This window comes from Paenibacillus sp. (genome assembly GCF_048976745.1).
Lineage (GTDB): Bacteria > Bacillota > Bacilli > Paenibacillales > Paenibacillaceae > Paenibacillus.
In genome coordinates this window covers 28,474-46,083 of sequence record NZ_JBHGUU010000024.1, presented here as the reverse complement: position 1 = coordinate 46,083, position 17,610 = coordinate 28,474, and the positions used below count along the sequence as shown (strand labels likewise).

The following is a 17,610-nucleotide window of genomic DNA, read 5'->3' as shown; positions in this document are numbered from 1 at the left end:
GTAGTATTATCAGTTGAGGAACCGGTGATTGGGTAATAATGAGGAAGAAAACAACAAAAAACGCCTCCGCTTGCATCGGGACGTTGTCACTGGTACAATAAAAAATGGTTTTCAGAAAATTAGAACTAATTAACATATAATTAAAATGTTTACTTTCTAATAATTATACCATTGCCTTTTCGGGCTTGTCAAATGGGATTTTGAGGACACAATCCGGGGAAAGAGGGGGCTATTAACATATGAGTACAGAGCAGCAGTGGAATGAGGAACAACAACGGGTCAATACGGTGACCGATCAGATTGAACGCAAGATCACAACGTTAGAAGATGAAGTAGGCTCCTTCCGTGACGAAGTGGTTGGCATGAGAAAAGACTTCTGGGACGAAGTTACAATGAACTTCAGTGAAGCGGATGATGTCGGGGAGACTTCAACCAGCATGCGGCAGCAGTCACAGGTGCTGTCCGATCGGGAGCGCAGCCATCTGAATACAGCGGCTGCATTGGATAAAATGAAACGACTGCATCATTCACCGTATTTTGGCCGCATTGATTTCAAGGAAGATGGGTATCCAAATGCAGAACGCATTTATCTAGGTATTGCATCGTTGCTGGATGAGAAGGAAGAATCCTTTCTGGTCTACGACTGGCGTGCACCGATCTCTAACCTGTATTATGACGGAGCACCTGGCCCGATCACATATCATACACCAAGCGGAGAGATCAGCGGTGATATAGAAATGAAGCGGCAGTTTGTCATTCGGGACGGACGTATCCGTTTTATGTTTGACACTGGGGTTACGATTGGTGATGAGCTGTTGCAGGCTGTGCTCAGTCGAACTTCGGATGCACAGATGAAGAGTATTGTAGCGACCATTCAGAAGGAGCAGAACCGGATTATTCGTAATGACCGGACACGTATGCTCATTGTGCAAGGCGCAGCCGGCAGTGGCAAAACATCCGCAGCGCTCCAGCGTGTGGCATATCTTCTCTATAAATACCGCGAGCATCTGCAAGCGGATCAGATGGTTCTTTTTTCACCGAATCCAATGTTCAACAGTTATGTCTCTACGGTACTGCCTGAGCTAGGGGAGGAAAACATGTTGCAAACGACTTTCCAGGAGTATCTGGAGCGCCGTTTGGGTCGTGAATATCAATTGGAAGATCCGTTTATTCAGCTCGAATATGTACTTACGGGGACGCAAGATCCCGATTACGATGTTCGTATGTCCAGCATTCGCTTCAAGTCATCCGAATCTTTCCTGAAAGTCATTACGCGTTATAAGGAAAGCATGTTGTCAGGCGGGATGAAATTTAAGCCGGTTCGCTTCCAGGGCCGTGCGATTGTCACCTCGGAGGCTATGGCTGAGAAGTTCTACAGTTTCGAGTCGTCTGTTAAGCTGGTGAGTCGACTGGAAATGTTGCGGGACTGGATGCTGAAAGAACTGTCTGCCTTTGGTAAAGGTGAACTGGATGCGCCTTGGGTCGATCAACAGCTTGATCTGATGGAGCCAGAGGATCTGCAACGTGCCTATCAGCGCTTGAAACGCAAGCAAAAAGGAAAGACCCATACGTTTAATGACTTCGAGCAGGAAAGAGAAATTCTGGCACGTATGGTGGTCAGTGACCGACTCAAACCATTGCGAAAATGGATCAAGTCCTTACGATTCGTTGATATAAGACAATTGTATGCACATCTGTTCAACGATGAGGCTCAGATGGTACGACTGCTTGGTGACGAAGCGCTACCTGCTCAATGGGATGAAATCTGTAAGATGACTTTACGCAGATTGAAGCTTCAGGAACTGGCATATGAAGATATTACGCCATACTTGTATCTGCGTGAGTTGATGCTAGGATTCCATATTAACTCCAATATCCGTCATGTCATTATTGATGAAGCCCAGGATTATTCTGCGTTTCAGTTGGCATTTATGAAGAGGTTGTTCCCGCGTGCGAAAATAACAGCACTCGGTGACTTTAATCAGGCAATCTATGCCCACTCCTCCGTGCTTAGTGGAACTGGACCTTTGACTAATCTGTACGGTCCAGACAATACGGAAGTGATTGAGCTGACCAGGAGCTATCGATCTACCCGGGAGATCGTGGAGTTTACCCGTGGCATGGTGCCTGGTGGAGAAGAGATTATTCCATTTAATCGTAGTGGCGAGAAGCCTAAAGTGATTGTTTCTTCTGATGCCGAGCGGCATATGAACGTTATCACGACAGACCTTCAGCACTTGATTAAAGAAGGGTATGAATCAGTCGCAGTTATCTGCAAGACCGCCGAGGAGAGCAGAGACGTACATGCTGCATTGAGTAAGGTGCTTCCCACAGCACCGAAGTTAATCAAGAAAACGACGCTGGCTTTTGAGCAGGGTGTTCATGTCATCCCGGCGTATCTGGCCAAAGGTGTGGAATTTGATGCTGTGCTGATCCATGACGGCTCTGCGAAGCAGTATGCCCAGGAACATGAACGCAAATTGTTCTATACGGCTTGTACACGAGCGATGCATCTGTTGCATGTCTATTGTGTGGGCACACCGAGTCCGTTCATTACCACCCAGTCGGAAGAATGGTATGATCTTGACAAGGTATCTGCTGCACAGGTGGACTGACATAACAAGTTCATATGCGTAAAAAGAGCTTCCGTTCGATGGAACGGGAGCCTTTTATGTATATGATACATATATCGGGAAGAAGCTAACTTGCCAGGAAAGTATACATGTTGAGGTTACAACCATATAGGTGGTCGTATGGAATGAAAATACCTAACGTGATCTCGTAAGGATTGGGTCCCGTGGATAAATATGACTTCATAATTTGTGTTCAAGCACAATGGATGTGATTTTTCTTTACACATGAGGTCCGGACTCATATAATCGTAACAATATATTTTTTTTGGGATCGTTTATTAAAGGAGGCAACAATATGAACAAATTATCTTTTGAACGGCCACTTATGGCCGATTGTGTACCGGATCTGGTCGCTACAGCACGGGGAGATTTGCCGGCGACTTTGGTCATTCGGGGAGGTACGCTGGTAAACGTGATATCGGGTGAAATTTTGCCTGATATGTCCATAGCTGTACAGGGAGCTCGAATCGCTTATGTCGGTAAAGATGTAAGCCACACGATCGGAGAACATACCCGGATTATTGAAGCAAACGGGAAGTATATCGCTCCTGGTTTGCTGGATGGACACTGCCATATTGAAAGTACACAGATGAAAGTAACCGAGTTTGCGAGAGCGGTCTTGCCTTCAGGCACAACTGGAGGTTTTTTTGACCCGCATGAGATCTCTAACGTGCTTGGTCTCAAAGGTCTGAGACTGATGTTGGATGAAGCGCGGACCACACCGATGGCTGCTTACATGCAGGTGGCTTCCTGTGTGCCTTCCACCCATCCAGGACTGGAGACAACAGGCGCTTATATCGGGCCTGAAGAGGTAGCCGAGGCTCTTTCCTGGGGGCCGGACATGATTGGTCTTGGTGAAGTGATGAACTTCCCTGGCGTCGTTTACGGGGACGAGACGATGATTGGTGAGATACAGGCGACCCTTCGGGCAGGTAAAGTGGCAGATGGTCACTTTACCTGGGCTGCCGATGACTGGCGTCTGCCAGCGTATGCCGCGAGTGGGGTTACAGGTGATCATGAATGTGTGACCAAGGAAGATGTGGTCGAACGTCTGCGACTCGGGATGTATGCGAAGATGCGCCAAGGTTCGGCATGGCATGATGTGGCTGAGACAATCAAAGCTTGTACCGAGCTTGGACTGGATACACGCCGGATGATGCTGGTGACCGATGACCGAAGCTCTGAATCCCTGCTCAAAGAAGGACATATGGACTTTGTTGTTCGTCTCGCAATCTCCCAAGGTGTGAAGCCGGTCACGGCTTTCCAGATGGCCACTATTAACACAGCTGAGCGCTTCGGTGTAGCGCGCGACATCGGTGCGGTTATTCCGGGCAATATAGCCGATATTATTCTGCTGGACGGCCGACTGGCGGATGTACGTGTGGGCATGACAATTGCTGCCGGGCAAGTAGTAGCCGAGAACGGGAAAATGACAGCGGTCTGGGACAGCTTCACGTACCCGGAGGAAGCGCTGAACACGGTGAAGTTAGAAGCTACTATTCAGCCAGAAGATCTGGAGTTGGCTGCACCGATTACAGAGGGTACGATTGGTGCCAAAATCATTCATGTGACAGAGAACCATGTGGATACGAAGGAGAAACACCTGCCTGTCACGGTAGAGAACGGCAAGGTTGTAGTTTCAACTTCAGGGGAAGTATGCAAAATTGCGGTATTGGAGCGCCACAAACAAACCGGGAATCGGGCGGTTGCTCTTGTTGGAGGCATCGGCTTCACATCACCTGCAGCGATTGCGATGACGGTGGCTCATGATAGTCACAACCTGTTGATTATCGGTAATGATGATGCCCTGATGGCTGAAGCCGGCAACCGTGTCATTCGCATGCAAGGTGGGGTAGCCGTGGTAACGGCAGCAGGCGTTACTGAGTTCCCGCTGCGGATTGCAGGTTTGATGTCAACCGAGCCTTTCGAAGTCGTTGCAGCCCAATCGGCAGCAATCAGTGAAGCTTTACAGTCGGCAGGATGTACGTTGAACAATGCGTTCATGACCCTTTCCTTGCTCGCGCTGGTTGTGATTCCAGAATTACGATTGTCCGACAAGGGGCTTGTGCGGATCTCGGCAGAAGGGATTGAACTGGTTTCCCTTTTCGATGAAGTAGTGGACGGTACCCCGGTAGCTCCTCTATCGGGTAATGAATGAAAATGTTGTTAGAGCATTATTAAATGGAGAACCATGCAAAGCCGCCTTAGGGCGGTTTTTTTGTGCATTCTGGAAGAAACCGCTCTCTAGGTCTTCTGGAGCTTAGTGCACATATGGCAATAATGACTGAAGTCATGCTGAAAAAAGGGTTGATTTAGAATATAGTGAATAATTGTGACTTTTGAACTATACATACAGAACTACGAATTCCCGAAATATAGTTATATGATTCTTTCGTCGTAAGTCTTAAAGATGATATTGCATATAAAAGCAATTCGAATTCGTCGTACGTAATAACTATCCATTAAATGAATATGAAACGACACGATTTCATCCAGATTTGCACGTCAGAGCTGATAACTTCAGAGGGAGTGTACAAATATGAAAAGCAAAATGGGTTACCGTTTTATCGTATTACTGAGTTGTTTGATCCTGTGTGCGAGCACAGCTTGTTCTTCCAAAGCCATCGCGGATGGTTCAGTCGACAGTTATGCAACGATTCATGGAAAACTTGATGCACCCGTGCGAGCGACATGGGTGTGGGATACCACCCAGATCCGAAGTAATCCTCAAGAGGTGTTAAATTACGCCACAGCGAACAAGATCAATACGATCTATCTGCAGATGAACCGGGATATAAAAAATCCTGAGTATAAAAGTTTTATTCGCCAAGCGAGAGCCAAAAATATTGCGGTTGATGTTATGGATGGAAGATCAGCGTGGGGGTTGACGGAAAGCCGGGAACAGATTGCATCTTTCCTGGACTGGATCGAGGCATATCAAGCACAGGCGTTGCCCAATGAGAAATTTGCTGGCATTCATCTGGATATTGAGCCACATGTGCATCCGCAATGGAAAATCAATCAGGCCAGTGTGATTACCCAGTGGCAAGGCAATGTGGAGTACATTGTTGAGCGAGCCTCGCGCATGAAGATGCCGGTAGCGGCTGATTTGCCTTTCTGGCTCGATAACTACAAAATTCCGGGTTCAACGATGGCCGTAAGCAGTTGGATGATTCGCAAGTTTGACTCCATCACCATTATGGCTTACCGTGATACAGCTGCTGCCATCTATAGTGTAGCGAAGGATGAACTTGCAGAAGCGGCTCTGCTTGGCAAAACGATCTCCATAGCTGTGGAAACAAAGCAAAGCAAGGAAGGCGATTTCATTACCTTTTATGAAGAAGGATCTGCTTATATGGAAGCGCAATTGAAGTTGGTCGAAAAAATGGCTTCGGTACATGCGTCCTTTAATGGTTTCTCCGTGCATGAATACACTTCGTGGAAGACGCTGAAAAAGTGATTCACCAATGAATAAAGAAGGTACTTGCAGCTGAATAGCTGTGGGCACCTTCTTTTGTTTTGTAATTGCATGGAGTCATACAGGGCAATATCAGGCTCAAGCGCACGATCTGACCGCTTTCCCAGAGCATGGTCTTTCCTAGACCAGGGCGGACGCTGTAGCCACGTTCTCATAGAACATTTTGCGATACTGTGAAGGTGTGGTGGATTTATGTTTTTTAAATGTAGTGATGAAGTAGCTTAGATGCTCAAAACCCACATCCATGGCGATATCCACAATCTTGTGATCCGTATTCTCAAGTTGAACGCAGGCCTGTTGAACGCGATAATAGTTAATGTAATCAACCGGGGTTTTCTGTACCATCTGTTTGAAAAAACGGCAGAAGTGCCCTTCGCTCATATTGGCTTCATCGGCCAGTTCTTTCAGCTTCAATGGTTCAGGATAACGCTTGTGGATATACCCGAGCACGGATTTCAGGCGCTCTACCTTGTCATGACTCCCTGTAGCCACGGTGCCTTTGAGCGGAGCAGGTCTCATATGTTCGAACATGCGGGCAAATATGAGATACAGGTACGCTTTTGTTGACATTTCACACGTTTCGGTTCGGGAAGCATGGTCTGCAAAGATGCGTTTCAGGTATCCCAGAATTTCGTGTCCCCAATCCTCATCTGCCTTGATATGACAAGGGGGAATCACCGTTTTGCGTACCAGTGGACCGATGAATTTCTCCTGAACCGCATCAAAGGTGCGACTGCCAAGCAGCTCGGGATTAAATACAATGGAAGAGAATACACAGGGAACATCACCCTTCAGATACCCCGCATGAATCTCGCCCCGATTGATGAAAATCGCTTCTCCAGCTTGCACCTCTACGGTATTCATATCAATCTGAAAGACAGCGCAGCCCTTGGTCACCATAGTGAACTCCATCTCATCATGCCAGTGGCAATCCAGAATGCTATCCCCGTTCAGTTGTTGAATATCCGGGTACACACTGACTGGATACATGGCATTGCCGTGAATCCGGTCTTCCCGTAATCGTTCACGTTCCATATCCGATTCTCCTTATTGTATCATTATTAATGTAATCGTTTCCATAGATTGGTGTTGATGTTCAAGAAACGGATGTTTATTATCAAAATCGTGATATATTTGGTCAAAATAAGAGAAGAAATTCGTTATAAATATCAATATTATTATAATATAACCAAAGGGGGAAAGAAAACATGAAATTTACTGATGGATTCTGGATGACTCGTGAAGGGTATCACATTCAAAACCCGACTGATATTCGTGATATAGTGCAAAAAGGGGATTCCTTGACCGTATATGCGGCAACTAAATATATTCGTTCCAAAGGCGATACGCTGAACGGAACTTTGCTTAAAGCAACTTACAGTTCTCCTATGCCTAACGTTATCCGTGTAACCTTGAATCACCATAAGGGCGGAGTGAAAAAAGGGCCGGTATTTGAGCTCAACACGCAAGATGCAAACGTTGACATCTCGAAACATGAACAAGGTGCTGTGTTGAAAAGCGGCAATTTGGAAGTTCAGATCGATAAAACAAACGGTTGGGACGTTAGCTTCCTGTATGGAGGAAAACGGATTACGGGTAGCGGTCAACGAGCGGCTGGTTATATTACAGGTCCGAGCAAGGAAGCGTACTTCCGTGAGCAGCTTGATCTCGGTATTGGTGAATACGTTTACGGACTTGGTGAGCGCTTCACACCGTTTGTTAAAAATGGTCAAATCGTAGATACCTGGAATGAAGATGGCGGTACAAGCAGTGAGCAATCCTACAAAAACATTCCTTTCTACCTGTCCAATAAAGGATATGGCGTATTTGTAAACCATCCGGAACGCGTATCGTATGAGATTGCATCCGAGAATGTATCTAAAGTGCAATTCAGCGTAGAAGGCGAGACGTTGGAGTACTTTATCATCGGCGGTGACAATCCAAAGGATGTACTGGATAATTATACGAAATTAACCGGTAAACCGGCGCTTCCACCAGCATGGACATTTGGTCTGTGGCTGACAACGTCATTTACAACGGATTATGATGAAGCAACCGTTAATCATTTCGTAGATGGCATGGCTGAACGTGATCTTCCGCTGTCTGTATTCCATTTTGACTGCTTCTGGATGAAGGAATACCAATGGTCTGATTTTGTCTGGGATGAAGCAATGTTCCCGGATCCGGAAGGTATGCTTGCACGTCTGAAAGAGAAAGGTCTAAAAATCTGTGCTTGGATTAATCCATATATTGCAGAAAAATCCTACTTGTTCGATGAAGGTATGGAGAACGGTTATCTGGTCAAAACAGCCGATGGCAGCGTATGGCAATGGGATATGTGGCAAGCAGGCATGGCTCTGGTTGATTTCACGAATCCGGATGCTGTGAATTGGTATAAGAGCAAGCTGGAAGTCCTGCTGGATCAAGGTGTAGATTCCTTCAAGACCGACTTTGGTGAAAGAATTCCGACAGATGTTGTGTACTTCGATGGTTCTGATCCGGTTAAAATGCACAACTATTATACACAGCTCTATAACAAAGCCGTATTTGAATTGCTCGAAGAGAAGATTGGCAAAAACGAGGCAGCCCTGTTTGCCCGCTCTGCAACAGCAGGTGGTCAACAGTTCCCGGTTCACTGGGGCGGAGACTGTTCTTCCACATATGAATCCATGGCTGAATCCCTTCGTGGCGGCCTGTCACTTGGCCTTTCCGGTTTCGGATTCTGGAGCCATGATATCAGTGGCTTTGAAAGCACAGCGAGCCCGGATGTATACAAACGCTGGGTACAATTCGGACTTTTATCTTCACACAGCCGTCTGCATGGCAGCACTTCGTATCGTGTGCCTTGGTTGTTTGACGAGGAATCCGTGGACGTTGTACGTGACTTTACCAAGCTCAAAATCAGCCTGATGCCGTACCTGTACAATTCTGCGGTGCAGTCAACGGTAAAAGGTATTCCGATGATGCGCGCTATGCTGCTGGATTTCCCAGAGGACCCGACAACATACAGCCTGGATACGCAATATATGTTTGGTGATTCAATTCTCGTGGCTCCAATCTTCAACAAGGAAGGAGATGTGCGTTACTACCTGCCTGAAGGAACTTGGACGAACTATCTGACAGGAGCGAAAGTACAAGGTGGACGCTGGATCAGTGAAAACCATGACTTCAAAACACTGCCTATGATGGTTAAACCAAACAGCCTGATCGCTGTCGGTGCTGTAGATCACAAACCGGATTATGACTTTGCGAATGATGTGTCCCTGCACTTGTTCGAACTGGCTGATGGTCAAACGGCTCAAGCGGTCGTAGTGAACCAAGCTGCTGAACAGGAACTGACAGTTAACGTTACACGTAATGGATCAGTGCTGGACGTTCGTGCTGAAGGTGCAGGCAAATCATGGAACTTGGTGCTTCGCGGTATGGAGAGTGTATCCAGCGTTGAAGGTGGCTCCCAAGTGTCTGGTGCCAATGGTGTTGTCGTTACGGCAGCAACAGGTGCAACCTCGCTTACAATCCAACTGTAACATGATATAGTAGACGAAAGGACGGTGCCGCAAGGTGCCGTCTGTTTGTCTACAAGGATGGGAGATTGAATCAAATGAGTACGATGAATTCGGGTTTGCACTGTACGATATCAGCAGAGATGCTGCATCAACTGGTAGAGATTCATTTTGGAAGCGATACCAAAGTGAAGGCGTTTGGTCTCCTGCAAGGTGGACTTTTTAATACAACCTATCGGATTCAACTTGAACATGCAACGTATACGGATGTGATTTTACGTTTGGCTCCAGACCGTGGAGATATGGCGGCTGGTGCTGCGAGTGATCCGCTTTTTTCATTCGAACGCACGATGATGGCAGCTGAGCCGATTGTGTATGAATATTATCGTAAGGCAGGCATTCCTGCACCAAACATTATCACCTGTGATGACAGCGGGTCCATCATACCAAGAACGTATATGTTTATGGAGTTTATCCCGAGTAAGCAGCTGGATCACGCATCGATTTCAGACATGGATAAAGAGCGATTGTACCATCAGCTTGGCGCGTATACCGCCATCATGCATCAGATTGAGGGTGCATCGTTTGGCTGGCCGCAAGGAGATGGGACGATTAAAGGCTCGGATCAATGGTCCGAGGTGTTGCACTCTTTTGCAGCAGAAACGGCACTTAAAGCAGCACAAGCCGAGTATATGCCAGGTGTAGGGGAAGAGATCGCAGCTCTATTCATGAAAAATAAAGACTTATTTGATCAGGTGACCCGTCCGGTACTGGTTCATAATGACCTGTGGGAAGCCAATGTGCTTATTCATGAGGAACATGGTGAGCTAAACATTGCGGCCATCATTGATGGGGATCGTTCCATGTTTGCCGACAGGGAGTATGAAGCCATATTGTCGACAGAATCGGTGGCTTTTCATGAAGGCTATGATCATCCGCTGGACCCGTCCACGGAAGGACAGGCACGCAGGCTTGCGTACCGAATACTGTCTTCGTATTTTAATTCCTACGTTCATGAACATCAGGTCAATCAACCTGAGGATGGTCAGAAGTATCGCCAGCGTACGTTGGATTTACTGGAGCAATGGAAGCAACTTTCACACCACTAATTCGCAGGGGGAATGAAGGATGAAGGAGTATCATCAATACCCGATGTGGGATGCGTCACTTTCGCTGGAGGAAAGATTGGATGACCTGATTGCACGATTGACAACGGAAGAGAAGATCAGATTGATCCCTACACGCGAAGCAGCTGTACCAAGACTGGGCATTCCAGCTTACAACGTTGGGGGCGAAGCTGCTCACGGAGTTGCATGGATCGGGGAGGCAACGGTATTTCCGCAACCTCTCGGTCTGTCCAGTACCTGGAATACGAGGCTTATGCGAGAGATTGGTTCAGTCATTGGCGATGAAGCGAGGGCATACCATCACCGTAATCCTGAGGTTCACGGGTTAACCTTGTGGGCACCCACGGTTGATCTGGAACGTGACCCACGCTGGGGCAGAACCGAAGAGGGCTATGGGGAAGACCCGGTTCTCACGGGAGAAATGTCGGCAGCTCTTGTCAAAGGGATGCAGGGCAATGATCCTTTTTATCTGAAAATGGTCGCGACCTTGAAACACTTTTTTGCCAATAATAATGAGAAGGATCGGCTGAATTGTTCATCCAGCATCGATCCGCGCAATCTGCGGGAATATTATTTAAAAGCATTTGAGACGCCATTTGTGGAAGGCGGAGCTTTGTCCATGATGACCGCTTACAATTCAATCAACGGTACACCTGCCATTGAAAGTCCATATGTGAATGATGTGGTTAAGGGCGAGTGGGCAATGCCAGGTTTTATTGTATGTGATGGGGGGGATCTGTCTCAGACGGTGAACTATCATGGTTATCACACCAGTCATGCCGAATCAGCAGCAGGTGCGTTAAAGGCAGGAGTGGATTGTCTTACGGATGAGGTTGATCTTGTCGTATCTGCGCTGGAAGAGGCTCTTGAGCAGGGTCTATTGAAGGTCACTGATTTGGACCGAGCGATTCGTAACATCTTTGGTGTACGGATGCGACTGGGACAACTGGATCAGTCCGGACGCAACCCCTATGCATCGATTCCAGAGTCGGTATTATGTGCACCAGAGCATGCCAAACTTAGTTATCGTGCCGCTGCCGAATCCATTGTTTTACTCCAAAATGATGGATTGCTTCCCTTAAAGCCGGAAGCATTACAGAAGATCAGTGTCATTGGTCCCCTTGCCAATGTTGTCTATACGGATTGGTACAGTGGCACACTGCCTTATCGTGTATCCGTGCTCGATGGACTGCGTAATCGCCTACCAGAAGGAGACGTATCATATGTCGATGGGAATGATTGTATTGGGCTAAAGACAGTAGACGGACAAATTATAACCATTGGTGCGGAAGGTACCCTCTTGGCGGTACCGGAGGGCAGTGCACCAGCAGCTGAGTTTGTACATCAGGATTGGGGTTGGGGAAGTCATACGCTAAGAAGTGTGAACAATAATCGATACGTTAGTTTAACCGAGAAAGGTATCTATCAGGCAAATGCCCCAGAGATTGGTGGCTGGTTTGTCAAGGAAGTCGTACAATTCGATCCCCAAGAGGATGGGAGCAACACATTGCGGACGTGGAACGGTATCCCCGTTGGTTTGAGCGAATACGAGGGACATTCTGTTTTAGGGCCACTCCCCTCACTAGGTCAACAAGCTACGGGGTTCCATATTGATATGGTGACACGCGGAATCGAACAAGCCGTAGAAGCTGCACGAAGCAGTCAGGTATCTGTCGTTGTTGTTGGTAACAGCCCATACATCAACGGCAAAGAAGAAGTTGACCGCCCAAGTCTGCTGCTTCCGCCGAGTCAGGTTGAACTTGTCAAAGCGGTGTGTGAAGTTAATCCCAACACGGTGGTTGTCATTATGGGCAGTTATCCATTTGCTCTGCAGGAATTAAAAGGTATAGCCCGGGCAATCGTTTATATGACTCATGCAGGTCAGGAACTGGGGAATGCGCTTGCTGATGTGTTATTAGGCTATTATGCCCCGGCAGGCAGATTGAATATGACATGGTATGCAGATGAGTCTCAGCTTCCTGACATCATGGATTATGACATCATTCAGAGCGGCATGACCTATATGTATCATCAAGGACCGATTCAATATGCATTTGGTCATGGCCTGACCTATTCGGAATTCGAATATGAAGCGATTCGTGTAAGTCGCAGTGCTCCAGCGGAGGCTACCGCCACAGATCAATTGCAGATTGAAGTGGAGGTATACAATAAGGGTGAACGTGACAGTGATGAGGTCGTTCAGATCTATGGATCTTCACATACCTCGCGTGTGAAACGTGCTCAGAAGCAACTGCTTGCTTTCCGTCGTGTTCATGTCAAAGCAGGGTCGCGTGTTACGATACGTTTCGAGATCCCTGTTCAGAATCTGGTGTTATGGGATGTTACCCGAGATCGATACTGCCTGGAGACAGCGACCTGGGCCATTCAGGCAGGGCGTTCTTCCGCTGATATCCGCCAGTCGGCTGATATTGGGATTGAAGGTGAGACGATTCCTGAGCGTCCGCTGCATTTGCTTACCTTTGCCGAGAATTATGATGCTTGTGCAGGGGTGCTGTTGGATGAATGTCTGGAAGGACGTTCGGCAGTTCGGGCAATCACTCGGGAAGAACCCTTATATCGAGAGGGTCAGTCATCCTGGATCGCTTTCCACCATAATGCTGTTCAGGAAGTACAAGCGTTTGAAGCCAGCGTGGCGGCTTTTGGGGAAGAGGGCAGATTGGAGATTCGTTCTGGAGGACTGGAGGGCGAACTGCTCGGTGTGTGTGATGTATCTGGACCTGGAGGCAGTGTAAACGGGAAAGATATCAAGTGGACAACGGTTAAGTGTTTACTTGAGGCGTCACATAAGGTGAATGAGCTATATATTATTTTCAAAGGTCGAGCAGCGTTACGACACTTTAAATTGTTGTAATAACACGTTCTGAATAATCAACCTCGGAAACAAGCACAATAATGCTGTTGTGTGTAGAATCTGTAAAGGTGGTTGTGGTATGAACGATAAAAAGTGGGACCTCGTCGCACTTGCTTCCATCCCTTTAATTATGACCTTGGGCAACTCCATGCTTATACCGATCCTGCCACAGATTGAACGTGAGTTGAAGGTATCTGCATTCAAGGTTAGTATGCTCATTACAGTCTACGCTGTAGTTGCCATCCTGCTTATTCCTCTTGCAGGGTACTTGTCGGATCGTTTTGGCAGAAAAGCCGTTATCATTCCCAGTCTTGTCATTGCAGCCGGCGGAGGTGCTGTAGCTGGTGTGGCAGCATGGATGCTGAACGGAAACATAGCCTACTGGACCATTCTGGGTGGCAGGTTATTGCAGGGAATAGGTGCTGCCGGCGCATTTCCTATTGTTATCCCATTGGTTGGGGACATGTTCAATGATGAAGATCAGGTGAGCAAAAGTCTGGGAATCATTGAAACCTCAAATACGTTTGGTAAAGTGTTAAGTCCGATTCTGGGGGCAGCGCTGGCCGTCTGGTTGTGGTATGCGCCATTTATGGCTATTCCTATACTTTGTGTGCTTTCGCTGGTCCTTGTTATTTTCCTGGTGAAGACTCCCCAGAAAAAAGAAAAGCCCCCCACCTTTCCTGAATTTGTGGCATCGATTCGTGACGTATTAAAAGAAAAGGGACGCTGGTTGTATGCGTTGTTTGCAATCGGCGGTATTTGCATGTTTGTCATCTTTGGTGTGTTATATTATCTATCCGAGACGCTGGAGAGCGAATTCGCCTTGAAAGGTGTGCTTAAAGGACTTGTCCTTGCGATTCCGCTGGCAGCGTTATGTCTGTCTTCATTCTTGGCAGGGAAGTGGATTGGTAAGAACAAAACACGAATGAAATGGCTTGGCTTCACAGGACTTGCGCTTCTGACGGTATCCCTTGGCGTTATAGGTTTATTCGATAATATCTATGTTGTAGTAGGCCTTTTCACATTAGGAAGTGCCGGAATAGGCGCAACGTTACCCTGTCTGGATGCCTTGATTACAGAAGGCGTGGACAAGAAACAGCGGGGTACAATCACGGCTCTGTTCAGCAGCATGCGATTCATTGGGGTATCTCTGGGTCCACCTGTCGTCTCTTTGCTGATCGGTTCTCATCATTTTTTGCTTTTTGGTGTGCTCGCCGCTTCTGGCGCAGTGGGTGGATTGCTCACCTTATTCGCAGTTAAGCCGGATAAGGGAGACCAACCTACGTCAGGAAACGATAATCGGGAACAGGATGAAACACATATGGATGTGATCGAGACGAGTAGAGGGTATGCTCCCATAGGTCGCAAGAAAAGTCCATTTTAGAAAACGGTGCTGTTATGCTGCGTTCATTCCCAAGCTGTCTTAAATTTGTTTAACATTCAGATCTGTTTAATAAAAAACGCGTTTAGCCTAAGAAAGCGGATGACTTTTGCTTTCTCGGTGTAAACGCGTTTTTATGTTCAGCATGATTTTAATCAATCATTCGTGTTTGCTTTTACTCGACTGGCTAGTTTCGATATGGCTGGCTCCAGATTCTGAATTCTTGGATTGACCTTGAGGTGTCTCCGTTGCATTGATATGAGTATGAGCGAGCACAGCATGAGCTTCTATGGAGAAGCTGCCGCTTCGTTTGCCCTGAATCAGATAAATAAGCAAGAACAGGATCATAAACATTACGGAATATCGGTACATATCGGTATAACTGGTTATGGCCGCAATGGCGCCGAGAAGAAGGGCACCGGTCGCAATACCCAGATCCAGCGAGTTCAAAAACATGCCATTAGCCATACCCCGTTGAGCAGGAGATACAACTTGAATCATCCAGGTCTGCAGAGACGACTGCATGGAACCATAGCCGATCCCGTAGATAAAGGCAGCAATAAACAGGATCGACATGGAGGTTGCATATGAGAGCAGAACGAGGCCAATAGCAATGAATATTGCCCCTGGAATGAGTAGTGCTTTTGGGCCTTTATTGTCATAGATTCGTCCTGCAAATGGTCTGACCAATAACACGGCGAGTGCATTGAACAAAAAGAACAGCGCAGGATTGGCCAGATTGGCTTCCTTGCCATACAAAACGATGAAACCGACAAGCCCACCATAGGTGATGGATAACAGACAGTTCAGCACACTGGGCAGAATCAGCTTGCGGTTGAAAGGTGTCTTCTGTTTTGGGTTGACTCCTGAAGCACTTGTTGTAACTTGTGGAATAATATTTTCATTATTATTGGTTCTGGCGGCTTTTTTGCGTGTCAGCGTGTAACTAAGTGGATAGATTACAGCAAGGACACCGGCAGTACATAACATCAGGGTTACAAATCCAGCACCCTGGAGCAGGGTCACCCCTATGATTGGACCCATGGACATAGCCAGGCTAGTCGATAGCCCGAAGTAACCCATGCCTTCACCCATTCGTTTGACGGGGACAATGTCCGAGGCCATCGTTGGAAAAGCAGTGCTGCTCATACCAAACCCGATACCAAACAACATTCTCAACAATAAAAGCACGGCTATGCCCGCAGCAAAATAATAACCGAGCGTGGCCAGCAGGGCTACGGAAAGGCCGATATAGATCATAGCGTTACGAAGACCCTTCTCCAATGCTTTCGCGGAATAGAGACGGGCTGCAATGGCACTTAGTGCAAATAGACAGGTGAAGAGGCTGACCTCAAACGCATTCGCGTGAAATCGCTCCTGAACGTAGGACGGAAGTGGAGAGACGATCATATGCAGCTGCAAGAATAACAAAAAGTTGCACAGCATGAGCAGAATGAAATCGGTGGTCCATAGTCTAACTTGTGTAGATTGTTCTTTCATAATGATGTATTCCCCCTGAGTTGTGATTCATTACAAGTTGCGGTTAATGAGGGAAAGAGTATGCTTAAATGCTTCCATCTGGTCTTCAGATATACCTTCAGCAAGTTCTTTATTCATTTCTCTTTCGATCGGAACAAGGATATCGATTAACGCTTTGCCTTCCTTGGTAAGATATAACAGATAGGCTCTGCGATCCTGTTCGCTGGTCCGGCGTTCTACCCAGCCTTTTTTCTCAAGCAGATCAATAATCCGGGCCGTGGTGGGTTGGTCTTTGAAGACACGTGCAGCCAGCTCCTTTTGATTCACACCTTCACCTCGGTCAACATTAAAAAGGACAGAAAATTGTTCTGTCGTAATATCATAAGGTTTGAACCGCGTAGCAAGTAAAGCGACTGCTTTACGATGTGTGAAACCCAACATGAATCCGACAGATTGCTCCAGTGTGTAGTCCATATGATTGAGAAACCTCGCTTTCCTTAAAAAATGTTCCATTCAATTAGTTGTTATAACAACTATATGTTAAACAAGTACTTTTGTCAAAATTGAAATATCTTATATCCAACAACATGTACGCTGTACAATGGTCAAAAAATACTGGTAGAATAGAAATGAAAACGCTTCTATAAGGAGAGCTGTGTATGCTGAAGAATATTCCCGCAATAATTCCTCCAGAGTTGCTCAAAATCATGTCTGAAATGGGGCATGGGGACGAGCTGGTTCTGGCTGATGGCAATTTCCCGGCAGCGAGTCATGCCAAGCGACTGGTACGCTGTGATGCACTGGGAGTCGTCGAACTATTGGAAGCCATCCTGCAACTTTACCCACTGGATACCTACGCCGAACGTCCCGCTGCTGTCATGAAGGTTGTGAAAGGGGATCAGGTGGTACCGATCATATGGGAAGACTATCGCCGGTTAATTGAAGAATACGAAGGCATTACGGATGCTTTCGATCACGAAGAGCGATTTGATTTTTATGAACGCGCTGCGCGTGCCTATGTGATTGTTGCAACCGGTGAGCGTGCACAATATGCCAATCTGATTCTGAAGAAAGGCGTCATTTTCCCTGATGCTGATCCTGGTCATCAACAGCAGAATGCTGAATCGAACTAAATAT

The 17,610-nt window shown here is 47.0% G+C and carries 11 protein-coding genes; 8 read left to right on the top strand and 3 right to left on the bottom strand.

What is annotated here, in order from left to right; genetic code table 11:
- Nucleotides 1-239: 239 nt before the first annotated feature.
- The 3 genes from helD (at nucleotide 240) to ACE3K2_RS26080 (ending at nucleotide 6,093) form a co-directional block, all read left to right on the top strand.
- A complete protein-coding gene (gene helD, locus ACE3K2_RS26090; protein WP_421896976.1) occupies nucleotides 240-2,615 on the top strand; it encodes an RNA polymerase recycling motor HelD in 2,376 nt (791 codons plus the stop codon).
- 313 nt (nucleotides 2,616-2,928) lie between these two features.
- The gene (locus ACE3K2_RS26085) at nucleotides 2,929-4,791 is read left to right on the top strand and encodes an adenine deaminase (protein ID WP_421896973.1); all 1,863 of its coding nucleotides are present in this window, start codon (nucleotides 2,929-2,931) and stop codon (nucleotides 4,789-4,791) included.
- Between the two features lie 381 nt (nucleotides 4,792-5,172).
- Nucleotides 5,173-6,093, top strand: a complete 921-nt coding sequence (locus tag ACE3K2_RS26080) for a hypothetical protein (RefSeq protein ID WP_421896970.1) — start codon at nucleotides 5,173-5,175, stop codon at nucleotides 6,091-6,093.
- Nucleotides 6,094-6,231: 138 nt separating this feature from the next.
- Here ACE3K2_RS26080 and ACE3K2_RS26075 read toward each other — a convergent pair whose 3' ends face one another.
- Nucleotides 6,232-7,146, bottom strand: coding sequence for an AraC family transcriptional regulator (locus tag ACE3K2_RS26075; protein ID WP_421896967.1), 915 nt, complete (start codon nucleotides 7,144-7,146; stop codon nucleotides 6,232-6,234).
- Nucleotides 7,147-7,319: 173 nt separating this feature from the next.
- Here ACE3K2_RS26075 and yicI point away from each other — a divergent pair, with 173 nt between their 5' ends.
- The 4 genes from yicI (at nucleotide 7,320) to ACE3K2_RS26055 (ending at nucleotide 14,997) form a co-directional block, all read left to right on the top strand.
- Nucleotides 7,320-9,638 (top strand): alpha-xylosidase, encoded by a 2,319-nt coding sequence (yicI, locus tag ACE3K2_RS26070; RefSeq protein ID WP_421896964.1) that lies wholly within the window; start codon nucleotides 7,320-7,322, stop codon nucleotides 9,636-9,638.
- A gap of 74 nt (nucleotides 9,639-9,712) precedes the next feature.
- Nucleotides 9,713-10,723, top strand: coding sequence for a phosphotransferase (locus ACE3K2_RS26065; RefSeq protein ID WP_421896961.1), 1,011 nt, complete (start codon nucleotides 9,713-9,715; stop codon nucleotides 10,721-10,723).
- Nucleotides 10,724-10,742: 19 nt separating this feature from the next.
- Entirely contained in the window at nucleotides 10,743-13,613 is a 2,871-nt protein-coding gene (locus ACE3K2_RS26060; protein WP_421896958.1) for a glycoside hydrolase family 3 C-terminal domain-containing protein, read from the top strand.
- A 79-nt stretch (nucleotides 13,614-13,692) separates the two neighbouring features.
- Entirely contained in the window at nucleotides 13,693-14,997 is a 1,305-nt protein-coding gene (locus tag ACE3K2_RS26055) for an MFS transporter (RefSeq protein WP_421896955.1), read from the top strand.
- Between the two features lie 156 nt (nucleotides 14,998-15,153).
- On the opposite strand, the gene ACE3K2_RS26050 is transcribed toward ACE3K2_RS26055, so the two are convergent.
- Together ACE3K2_RS26050 and ACE3K2_RS26045 are read right to left on the bottom strand one after the other, a co-directional pair.
- The gene (locus tag ACE3K2_RS26050; protein ID WP_421896952.1) at nucleotides 15,154-16,494 is read right to left on the bottom strand and encodes an MFS transporter; all 1,341 of its coding nucleotides are present in this window, start codon (nucleotides 16,492-16,494) and stop codon (nucleotides 15,154-15,156) included.
- A 30-nt stretch (nucleotides 16,495-16,524) separates the two neighbouring features.
- Nucleotides 16,525-16,947, bottom strand: coding sequence for a MarR family winged helix-turn-helix transcriptional regulator (locus ACE3K2_RS26045; protein WP_062833722.1), 423 nt, complete (start codon nucleotides 16,945-16,947; stop codon nucleotides 16,525-16,527).
- 185 nt (nucleotides 16,948-17,132) lie between these two features.
- Between ACE3K2_RS26045 and ACE3K2_RS26040 the strand changes: the two genes are divergently transcribed.
- Nucleotides 17,133-17,606 carry an RbsD/FucU family protein gene (locus tag ACE3K2_RS26040; protein WP_421896950.1) on the top strand — a complete coding sequence of 158 codons (474 nt, stop codon included), beginning with the start codon at nucleotides 17,133-17,135 and terminating at the stop codon, nucleotides 17,604-17,606.
- Nucleotides 17,607-17,610 lie beyond the last annotated feature (4 nt).